8 protein-coding genes are annotated in these 11,777 nt (G+C 41.5%); 4 read left to right on the top strand and 4 right to left on the bottom strand.

The genetic code is table 11. From position 1 onward, the window contains the following. Positions 1-126 precede the first annotated feature (126 nt). Genes BWI44_RS05490 through BWI44_RS05475 form a run of 4 tightly spaced genes read right to left on the bottom strand, consistent with a single transcriptional unit; the run spans position 127 to position 2,624 of the window. The gene (locus BWI44_RS05490) at positions 127-831 is read right to left on the bottom strand and encodes a ComF family protein (protein WP_118476833.1); all 705 of its coding nucleotides are present in this window, start codon (positions 829-831) and stop codon (positions 127-129) included. A gap of 17 nt (positions 832-848) precedes the next feature. Continuing rightward, positions 849-1,649 carry an inositol monophosphatase family protein gene (locus tag BWI44_RS05485; protein WP_007661949.1) on the bottom strand — a complete coding sequence of 267 codons (801 nt, stop codon included), beginning with the start codon at positions 1,647-1,649 and terminating at the stop codon, positions 849-851. Between the two features lie 19 nt (positions 1,650-1,668). Continuing rightward, a complete protein-coding gene (locus BWI44_RS05480) occupies positions 1,669-2,163 on the bottom strand; it encodes a 3'-5' exonuclease (RefSeq protein WP_195209060.1) in 495 nt (164 codons plus the stop codon). Positions 2,164-2,177: 14 nt separating this feature from the next. After that, entirely contained in the window at positions 2,178-2,624 is a 447-nt protein-coding gene (locus BWI44_RS05475) for a hypothetical protein (protein WP_195209059.1), read from the bottom strand. Between the two features lie 547 nt (positions 2,625-3,171). Here BWI44_RS05475 and BWI44_RS05470 point away from each other — a divergent pair. The 4 genes from BWI44_RS05470 to BWI44_RS05455 all read left to right on the top strand — a co-directional run bounded on the left by BWI44_RS05470 (position 3,172) and on the right by BWI44_RS05455 (position 11,754). Next, positions 3,172-4,329, top strand: coding sequence for a T9SS type A sorting domain-containing protein (locus BWI44_RS05470; RefSeq protein ID WP_195209058.1), 1,158 nt, complete (start codon positions 3,172-3,174; stop codon positions 4,327-4,329). A 25-nt stretch (positions 4,330-4,354) separates the two neighbouring features. Beyond that, positions 4,355-10,561 (top strand): RHS repeat domain-containing protein, encoded by a 6,207-nt coding sequence (locus BWI44_RS05465; RefSeq protein ID WP_229036148.1) that lies wholly within the window; start codon positions 4,355-4,357, stop codon positions 10,559-10,561. A 2-nt stretch (positions 10,562-10,563) separates the two neighbouring features. Beyond that, positions 10,564-11,244: a hypothetical protein gene (locus BWI44_RS05460; protein ID WP_138293261.1), complete on the top strand. Its 681-nt coding sequence runs from the start codon at positions 10,564-10,566 to the stop codon at positions 11,242-11,244. 336 nt (positions 11,245-11,580) lie between these two features. Beyond that, positions 11,581-11,754, top strand: coding sequence for a hypothetical protein (locus BWI44_RS05455; protein ID WP_171032208.1), 174 nt, complete (start codon positions 11,581-11,583; stop codon positions 11,752-11,754). The last annotated feature ends 23 nt before the right edge of the window (positions 11,755-11,777 follow it).

Here is an 11,777-nt window from a genome sequence, read left to right as displayed (position 1 = left end):
GAGGAAGAGCAAAAAGGTTCGTCATTACGGCGAACCTTTTTTGTTTTCTATCCTGCAAACAGCTGCATCAACGATACAGAATCTGCTGAATGCAGAGCTTCAACCTCTATATTAACATTATTTATACTATCCTTCGGCTACCGCCAATGTCAGCACACTAATGCGTACTCCTTCTATTTCATGAAAAACATCGGCACAAGCAGTAGTAGTAGAACCGGTAGTCAATACATCATCAACAATCAGCACATGCTTTCCCACAAAATTCTCCGGATGACGAAGCCGAAAGATGCCATCCACATTCTCCCAACGTTCATAAGTCGATTTACGGGTTTGCGTATCCGTATGCTTCTCACGTATCACCGAAGATACATCCACAGGTAATCCGACTACCTGAGACACACCACGGGCAATCCATTCACTTTGATTGTACCCGCGCGCCCTCCTCTTACGGGGATGCAGAGGCACGGGGATAATGATATCTACACCTTCGAAGAAATCTGTTGTAGCCAACTCTGCAGCCATAAAACGCCCCATTATTGCACCCAGTTCTTTTCGTCCTCCATACTTGAACTGATGCAGTATCTTGCGGAAATCACTCCCTTTGCGATAGAAAAAATAAGAAGTGGCACGTTCCAAAGGAATCTTTCCCCAGAACATACGCTCCACAAGGTTGTCTTTTACCTTATGGTAATTGGTACGGGGCATGTTAATGTTACAATGCGTGCAAATAGCCTCTTCACCTTCTACAAGCGGAGCTCCACAAACCACACAACAACGTGGAAAAAAGAGATGAAACAGAGGGCCTAACCAGATTTTCACAGTATTTTTCATTAAGTAGTTTATTTATGTTACATCCCCAATGGAGGGACTTCTTGTATCAGTTGTTGCAACGTAGAATGCAGATGTCCGTTCGTAGCAATAATATGATGCCCTTCTATAAAACTTTCATTTCCATAGAAGTCGGTCACCCGGCCACCTGCCTCTAATACAAGCAACGCAGCTGCCGAATAATCCCATTTGCCGATGAACGCCTCCGCCCAGGCATCAAAACGTCCGGCAGCTACATAACATATCGCTAAGGCAGCAGAACCGGTCATACGAATGCCACCTACTTTACCATACAGGTTATGTATCAAGTGTTCTCCCGTACGGGCATATTGGCATGAGTTATAAGGCAGTTCTACTACCAGAAAGGCATCTTCCATCTGTTGTACATTGGAAACCTGTATCCGCTGACCATCCACGTAAGCGCCACCGTCTTTCCAACCATAGAAACACTCATCCCGGCAAGGATCGTACACCACACCCAACAAAAGTTCCTCCCTGGAGCGAAGGGCTATACATACACAGTAAGGTGCATTGTCATGGATATAATTCGTAGTCCCGTCCAGCGGGTCCACAACCCAGCAATAGGGTTCATCCTGATACACAGCCGAACCTTCTTCCGTAATAAAACCGGCTTCCGGCAACAATGCGGAGAGCTCGGCAACAATCTGCTTCTCCGATTCTTTATCTACGTAGGACACGTAGTCATGCGCATGTTTCTTTTCCACGCTCTCGCTACGGAATGTTTTTCTTTCTTCTTTCAAAAAACTTCCTGCATCCATAGCAATGCGGCAGACTTCCGCAGTAAGTGATGCTAAATCCATATTCGTACTTTTTTCTTCGTTATTCTATTATTTCCCGGGCAATCCAGGCACAAGCCTCAGCGTCAGCCAATGCATGGTGATGCTGTTCCAACTCGTATCCAACATAGGCCGCTACCGTATGCAACTGATAATTGGGCAAACCTTTGATTCGCCTTCGTGCCGTACTCAAGGTACAATGAAATTCATAATCGGGGTAATCTAAACAGTAAGTCTTGAAAACCGCTTTCAAACAACTTTCATCAAAACCTTTGTTATGCGCCACAAGCGGAAGCCCCTCTATAAGCGGTGCAATCTCTTGCCATACTACCGGAAATACCGGTGCTTCCACTGTATCTGCCAATGTCAACCCATGTACCCGGGTATTCCAATAGGAGTAATACTCCGGTTCAGGACGAATAAGACTATAGTAACGATCTACAATCTCTCCATCCCGCACAATCACTACCCCGACACTGCACACACTGGTGCGTTGTTCATTGGCAGTTTCAAAGTCTATGGCAGCAAAGTTCTCCATAACATCTCAAACAATTACTTAGCCTCGTCCACCTGCTGATAGATCAGGTTTCCTCGTTGGCTGATTGTCCATTTTCCATTCTCCTGGCGGACATTCTTTGTATCATCGTCTTCTACATTCCAGACATAGTCTCCGTCCGGCAGCGAACGGCGATCCAATATTTCATTGGGTTGGTCACCGGAGAAGAATAATTCTACTTGCAATGAGTCGGGAGCAAAAACAATATACGCTGTATTTTCCTTATCTGCCACACTTTCCATGCGGACACCTTTTTCCCAAAGACGGATACAGTCTTTCTGCACCTCACTCCATATATATCCGGCGGAAGCAATACAGCCATGTTCATCTTTATCGCTACCTACTGCAGGAGATTCATTTTTCTTGTTTTGAGAGTTACCACAACTCGCCAATGCCATACCCACACCTACAAGGAGCATGAAATAGATTTTTCCAGTTTTCATAAAATTTCCAGTTAAAGTTTTACGGGTCAAAAGTACAAATAAATATGATGCGAGGGGTAAGATAAGCCAAAATCTATTTCTGAAAGAATGGCTCAATAAGAACAAATTAATAACATCAAAGAAGCTAAAAGACAGACCTGATTCTGGTCAAAAACACTTCTGCTCCTTACCAACTCCGTGTTTTCTCCACTCCTATACGGAGATTGGAAGAGTGGAGCAGGTGTGGACTTGGTACGGAATTGATCCTTTTAGATATCTTCGCAATGTTTTCCATGAATCGAACAACGATAACATCAACTATCTCCGGAAGTCCGAATAACTTTTAATATCAGTCAGAGTAATATGCCGAATTTTATATACTTAAATACAAACAAACTATTGGATATTTCATTCTTTTTCTATAATATTGCAGTTACATAATAATATCCACCGATATATTATCATCAAATAAATAGTCAGTGCATATTCTGACTCGCAAATTTACCAATACACAAGCACCATATTTATTAGGCAAAAGATTTATGTTAACCCAATAATACGAAAAAACATGAGAGCTCTCTTATTCTTGGCAGGCAGTATTCTTACTCTGTCTCTCCATGCACAGACATTAAGCACTACCTCCAATATGCCCAGAAGTGGTGACCAACTCATAAAACATGTAGTTACTACTTGTGAACCCGGAGATATGAGTTCCGAACAAATTTGGGATTTCAGCAACCTGAAACTCAAGAATGCGAGCTATCAGCTGAAGTACACAATGCAAGGTTCTGACAGTCTTGTTGCCATTGAACATCGTACGATGTATTATCATTCTATATCCGGAGACAGCCTTTTTTGCCTGGGATATGAAAATCCTACAACTCTTATCACTTATCAGAAGCCTGAACTACTTCTAACCTTCCCTATTTTACAAAACCAGAAAATCAGTGATTACTTCGATGGAAAGGGGCGCTATTGCGAACATATGTATATCCGGCAACGTGGTAAAAGTATCATCACAGCCGATGCCTCCGGTGATTTAATATTACCTGAGGGAGATACCTTACATAAAGTCCTTCGCATACACACTCATAAACAGATTCATCAGAGTATAATTCTGAAAGATAATGTATCAGCCTTATTAAAAGTGGATACTCTCCCATACACCCTAAATTGCGATAGCATAGAATATCTACTAACCAACGACTCTATTCATCAGGAAATAGAGACTTGGCGTTGGTATGCCTACGGCTACCGTTATCCAGTAGTAGAAACTATCAAAAGTACGGTTTATCAAGACAGCAAACCATACGAGCATTTCTCCACTTCTTTTATCTATTTACCTGAAGAACAATATTACGATTTACCTTATGACACCGACAATCAAAAAAAACGCGATATGGCAACAGAAGAACAACTCGAACGCAAATGGAAAAATATGGATAAATCTCTGGAAAAAGGAATAAATGACGACACTATCAACTACAATTATAGAATAGAAAATAACAGTGACTTATACATTAACTACGAACTGAAACAATCCGGCAACGTCACAGTTTCTCTCTTCAACCTGCAAGGACAAAAACTGGCGACAATACAACATACAAGCCTTTCGGCCGGACTCTACAATGAAACTATTTCAATGGACAGCTATCCGACAGGAGAATACCTGCTTCGGATAACAACCGGGGAAAAAGTTTATGCTAAAAAGCTATTTAAGAAATAAGTCAAACGGATTATTTATCATCATTATGAAAAATATCTTATTCGCTATATTAGTATCGGTATCAATTCTGCCGGTTTATGCTCAAAATCAAGACAGCATACCAACTCCAAACAGTCCTTCCCTGAACAGTCTGGACAATTCCCCTTATATTGTACCCCGTACCATTTCGGATGAAACTGTACTCCCGTCTCCCGAAGCAGCCCAGATGAACCGTTATGTAGACTACCCGGTGTCACGTAATACCGGAACTGCCGACGTACATATCCCTTTATATAATTTATCTCTAAAAGACATACCTTTCTCTATATCCATGTCATATCATACTTCCGGATGTAAAGTAGACGATATCCCCGGAGTGCTTGGACTGGGATGGACCCTAAATGCAGGCGGATGCATCTCCAGAGTAATTCACGGACAACCGGACGAGTCGCTTCCATATCAGCTGAAGACCCGCCAGCAAATAGAAAGTAGTGCTGATTTAGATTATTTAAAGGACATTGTTCACTTGCAAAAAGAAGCCAGTCCTGACCGGTATTATTATAATTTCGAGGGTTATTCAGGAAGTTTTATATGCAATCCCAACGGAACAATTACACAATTACCACCCACTAACTTAAAAATACAAAGCATAAATAAGACCTCTAATGGCATTTATGATTTTCTGATAACAACTCCTTCAGGCTGTACCTATTATTTCACAGAGCGTGAGCAGATGAGTTATGAATATTTTCCAACCATTCTGGACAATCTCTACCGTAGTCCTAATTATAGCACAGTATCATGCTGGCATCTCTCAAAAATAGTATCTCCATATCGTACAGATAGTATTTCACTAACCTACACTACCATTCCTTCGTGGCGACGTGAAGAGTCAGCCAATAGCCTCTCTTCCTCTTTTGTAACCACCACCAACGGAGCAACCGGAACCAGCAGCCAACAGTCAAATGCAATTTCGGCCATACACCGCACTACGTTTTCTAATCAACGGGTATTATCCCAGATAAAAAGCAGGACTACCACTATAAACTTTACCTCTTCTACCATTTCCGGTACCCGCAAATACGGAACTCCCAATATACGTATGGCGAAAATTGACATAAAAAACACGCTTGGCAATACTGTACGTAGCATCACATTCGATAATGACAAATTATTCGGAGACAAACGCTTACGTTTAGAGAGTGTCAGTATTACATCTGGCACCAAGCTACTTGACAAGCGCACCTTTACTTATTACAATGAATATGGCAGCTACAGCGATGACAAAAAAGACTTCTTCGGATACAGCAACTCCGGAATTACCACAACTTTAAAGCACAACAGTATCCTTGACTATTCCGGAAAACTTTCCGGCAACCGGAGCTATCACTTTGCAAGTGCCCGTGCCTTTGCCTTAGAGAGTATCCAGGAACCGACAGGTGCCATCACTACATATACATATGAGGCTAATCGCTGTAACCTTTTCCGTTCTCCGGTAAACATAGGTTTACGTATCCAAAGTATATCCGTGACCGATCCGGTGACCGGGAAAAGCAAAACAGCCGAATTCACATACGAGAATGAGGCCTGTACCATCAACTTTGACGATATCGGAACAACAGCCTTCATCTCCCTGTCCGGGGTCCGTGCCTCTTACATCGGATCTCCTACCAGCATCAGCACCGGAAGTGTCCGTACCACTTCTTGCCGCATCCCGGGCTATCGTGCCGAAAACGCTATTATATATTATGGGAAAGTGACTGAAACTGTATCCGGGAGTGGTGTCCCGCAAAAAATGAAAACGGTATATGAATATGACACATCCAATTGCCTGCATCCTTTCAAGGGTGCAGGTATATCTTCCAATCCATCGCTCGACCCTGACAATGCTCGTTATTTGGGCACCAAAATATATTATCCTAATTTAAGTCCGGAAACCTACGAAGAATGCAAGCGCATTTATGGCCCGCAGTTCGTAGGCGGCTATTTTCAAGAAACCTGTTGGGAAAAGGCCCCACTCATCCACCGTACCATATATAAACATACACCTTCAGGCTATGAACCCATAGAAGAGGAAATCAACCGGTATTCTCTTGACCGCACAGGTGTCGTACGAACGGGATTCTATGTAGAAAGTATTCTGCGTACCATAGACGCGTCAGGAATAAGCAAAGAAGATTTTCAGAGTACATCCGACTTTAATTTTTTTGAAACAGAAACCGCTTGCGGACGTTTATTCAAAGATACAACAATCACCATCATACATTACCCTAATTCCGTTTCACACCGTGAAGTAACTTCATATACCTACAACCGTTCCCAAGTGTATTCCAGCCTGACAAATATACTTCCCCCACCGTTAAGGATCATACTCCCCGGTTTTACGGAAGACAGTACACAATTGGCCGACCATGGCATACTTCAATCCACCAAAACAGTTTGCGGAAACCAAACATTTGAACATTATTATTGCTATTCATCCAATATAACGGGTGGTTTCCTCCAAAGAATTGCCAATGACGGAAATATCAGTCTTCCGGTTATGGAGAAATGGGTTATAAATACCAAAGATACAATCTTGCTGAACTGGCAATACGCTGATTTCGGGAGAGGAAATATACGGCCTTCCCGCAAAGTACTTTCATGGAACAGACAGGAAACAGCCTCACAGGTCTTCACTCTCTATGAAAAAGAATATCCACTGGAGACAATCCTCAACCGGCTTTCTCCCACCGCCTACATTTGGAATTTATCCTGGAATTACCCTATTGCAGTAGTACAGGGCGCTTCCTATGCAGACACACGAGTACAGATTGCAAGTACTTCCGGCAAAAGCACTGACGAGTGGCTACCGGTTGTGGAAGTATGGCAAAAGCCCGCCGGTTCCTTAACCACATGCTATGATTATGAACCACTCATTGGCTGTACTAAAGTGACAGAACCCAACGGGGAAGAGACAAATTATCAATATTTAGGAGGTAAACTCAGTAAAATAACAGATCATTCAAAAAAGACAATCGCAGAATATACTTACACCCTGCGTGGAGAAGGTGCAGCAGAGAATAGCATTACAACAAGGAACTATCTACACGGAGCGGTGAGTTACCTGGAACAAACCCAATATTACAATGGACTGGGACAGCCTATACAAATATTGGAGAAACAAATCACTCCACTCCGGAATAACCTGCTCCACGTTTTTGAATATGATTGCCTGGGACGCGAGACACGCAATTGGTTACCTATCCCAACCGCAACAAACGGACGTGCCACTAACTACGCCAATCTTTCCGCCAATTATTATGGCGACCCATACGCCTACACGGAAAATACACATGAAGCAGCACCTATGGAGCAGTTATTAAAGAAAACTCCTCCGGGGAATGATTTCCGGACACACCCGGTTACTTACGAATATCTGGCTAACAGCCCACAGATAGCAGTCTTAAACTGTAATCGTTATGAGGCTGTAAACGATGAACAATTCCGTTGTACCGGTACTTACCCGGCGGGAGAACTGGAAGTTATATTAACAACAGATGAAGACGGTCACAAACAATACACATTCACCGACTTCCGGGGAAACACTGTCCTGATACGGCAAGTCAATAATGGAGAATTTTATGACACTTATACCGTACATGACGCCCTTGGCAATCCCCTACTGGTACTTCCGCCAATGGCTTCCGCCTCACTTGGCAGCAGTGGCACGTGGAGCATCCGAAACAACGAAATCCTGCAGAAGTACGCTTACTATTATCGTTACGATGCCCGCCGCTTATGCGTAGAGAAGAAACTTCCCGGAGCAGAACCGGTCTATTACGTATACGACAAAACAAGACGTCTCATGTTCTCACAAGATGGAAACCAGCGTACCGCCGGAGAATGGACATTCTATCTTTACGACAAATTCCAACGGCCGACGGTACAAGGCGTATGCAAAAACACCAATACCGCCTCGGCAGCTTCAGTCATCATCAATTGTGAACGTAGCAATGGCAACACAGGCTTGGAAGGCAGCGGATACAGTTCCACTTTCTCGCTGGCCTCACCCGAAGTACATATAGTGAACTACTATGATGACTACGAATTCAAGACACTGCCCGGATTCAACAGCAGCAAATTTTCAACTGCATTTTCAACTGCAAACCCAAACTACGTCAAGGGATATCCGGCGGGCAGTATCACAAAGGTACCGGGAAGCAGTACCAAACTTTATTCTGTCAATATCTACGATATTAAGGGGCAGATTATCCAAAGCCTGTCCGCCAATCACCTGGATGGATACGAAGCAGTGGAGAACACTTATACTTTTACAGGAAAGCCCAAGACTGTGAAGCATGTTCATACCAGTAATGAGAGTAAAGCCAATAAAAATACAATAGAAGAGAACTATACTTATAATTATGATCACGCCGAGCGTATCACATCAATAAATTATACGTTAGGCAACAATACCATAACACTGGCAACAAACACCTATGACGAACTTGGAAGACTGAAAAGTAAGTCACATCATGGTTCTAATGCCAACATCATTACGTATAATTACAACACACGAGGATGGACTAAGAAAATAGAAAGCCCGAAATTCACTCAGAAGTTATACTATACAGATGGAAACAGCACACCATGCTACAACGGTAATATCAGCAGTATGACCTGGAAAGCAGATACCGAAGCCACAAGAGGATACAAGTTCACCTATGACCACCTGAACCGGATGATGAATGCCGGATATGGTGAAGGAGAGGATTTGTCGGCTAACGCAGGACGCTTCTCCGAGATTATCACCGGATATGACAGGAATGGAAATATTCTGGGACTGAAACGTAACGGAAAGAGTTCATCTTCCGCCTATGGGATGATTGACAACCTGACTCTGACGTATGACGGCAACCAACTGAAGAATGTTACGGATGCCGCTACTGACCCTCTCTACAACGGCGTGTTCAACTTTACAGATGAGAATAAGGGAAGCGGAACGGAATATCTCTATGACTCCAACGGAAATATGCAGCAGGATTATAACAAGAAAATTAGTAAAATCCAATATAATCTTTTAAATTTGCCTGCAACACTGCAATTTACCAATGGGAACCGGAAAGACTATACTTATAGTGCGGACGGAAAGAAACTGAAAGTCGTGCACAGGACGGCGATAGCAAATATATCCGTCCCCATGGGGCAGATAAAAGAACTGGCGGCAAATCAGATTTCACAAACCCATACGGTAGATTATTGTGGAAATGTGATCTATGAAAACGGAAGTCTGAGCAAGGTACTCACAGAAGAAGGATATGCCACTCTGAGCGGGACAACTCCAACATTTTACTATTATCTGAAAGATCATCAGGGAAATAATCGGATGGTGGTGCGTTTGAACGGAGCGTCATGGAACACAGAACAGGTGAACCATTATTATCCTTTCGGAGGGGTATTTGAAGTGAATACTGAAACCTCGAGAAAACAGTCCTATAAGTATAACGGGAAAGAGTTGGACAGGATGCATGGGCTGGATTGGTATGATTATGGGGCGAGGCATTATGATGCGGCGTTGGGAAGGTGGCATGTCGTGGATCCGCTAGCAGATAAATATTATGGAGTGAGTCCATATGTATATGTAGCAAATAATCCATTGAAACATATTGACTTAAACGGCGATAGCATAAGTGTTGTAGACCTTTACCAGCAAGATGAACGAGGCAATCTCGTAAATTCCAATCAAGTGAAAGCTTTTGAGTTTCTCATAAGTACAAAAGAAGGAAAGGCATTATTGGCAAATTATGCTGCGAAAGGACAAACAATAGCAGGTGTTACATTTAATAAAGATGGGAAATTTCATAAAAAAGGTATTGATATATCATTTGGAACAAAGACTTCTAGGCAATTTTCTTCAGGTAGCACATTTCTCACTGTGAAGACAAACAATATGAATATCCAAGTTGGAGTAGGGAAATCTTCCGACATTGCTGATTTACTGGATACTTTTATTCACGAAATTGTAATTCATGCAGACCAATCTTCTATTGATTTTATTGATGATAGAATAATGAACAATTCGAATGCTTATCCCGCATTAAGAAGAATGAACAAATCTAGAAATTATACCCAACATTGGCAAGAAAGAAATGTCAATAGGGCTATGGAAAGAATAGGAGTACCCATAATACAACAATATTACAAATCGCAAGGAATATTAAAATCAAACGAAGTGATAATGAAAATGATTTACGGATTTTCAAACAACTAATTATGAAAAAATATATAGCTATTACAATACTATTATTTATGCTGCAATCGTGTCAAACAGATTGTACCGATGACTATGAGATGAAAGTGCTTGTTGAAATTTTCGATGATTTGGTTGAGGAAATGGGCGCTTTAGATGGATATAAAACTCCCCCTCCTCCTTTATTATCTACTTCTGATAGCAACAATAATATCTATGATACGATTGAGTATCTCAGAGAAGTTGATAAGGTTCAGGCAAACAGGAAAATGAAAGATACCGTTTTGGTTATTGCTGTTTTAGATACTCTATTCAGTTGTATAAATGAAAATTTAGACATAGAATATATCAAAGAGCAATTAACGAACCAAGGCTATATCGAGGTGCTTGATACAATGAGAACAACTTCAATTATAAGTCAACCACTCAATATATCCAAAATAAGGAAAAGCGAGCGATTCACATTGAAATACTATTCAGAATTTCCCCAAGGAATTAAAATTTGGGAAAGAGAGAAGTACGACTTTCTCTTTTCAGGGGTATTGGAGATATCAAGGATCTATTTTGATGCCAAAAAACAATTTGGACTTTTGTACAGTTCTTATATTTGTGGACGGCTTTGCGGTGAAGGAGCAATTATTTGTATCCACAAAATTAAAGATAAATGGGTGATTGAAAAAAAAATATTATTGTGGGTATCATAACAATCAGAGTAAAAAGCAAATTGACATATTGTTATAGTCCTCAATACTTATCTAAGGAGACTGCGAACTATTTAATCATGTTAGAAAAGTCTGATATAGTGCAGGGAGATTCCGGTAGCTGTATACGTAATGACTGGAATTCCTACCTATCTATTGCGCTGGATTGTCTCATAAAAGGGATAAGCTCCATACGGACATCTTATATATGATTTCAATAAACAATTTTTCTTTTATTTCCATTATTCAGGTAGTATCGGGCTTTACTATAAAGAGGGTATGTAATCCATTCATTGCTAATCTTATAAAAAACAATATCAAATATGATATTGATATAGTATGACCAAGAAAGCAGATGCCGAAACCACAAGAGGATATAAGTTCACCTATAGCCACCTAAACCGGATGACGAATGCCGGATATGACAGGAATGGGAATATTCTAGGACTGAAACGTAGCGGAAAGAATTCATCTTCCGCCTATGGGATGATGTCAAAGAAGCGGAACGACTAAAGGAAAAGATAGATAATAAAATA

The organism is Bacteroides sp. Phil13, assembly GCF_001940965.1.
In the GTDB taxonomy this organism is placed as follows: domain Bacteria; phylum Bacteroidota; class Bacteroidia; order Bacteroidales; family Bacteroidaceae; genus Bacteroides; species Bacteroides intestinalis.
This window is presented reverse-complemented; position numbering and strand designations above follow the sequence as displayed.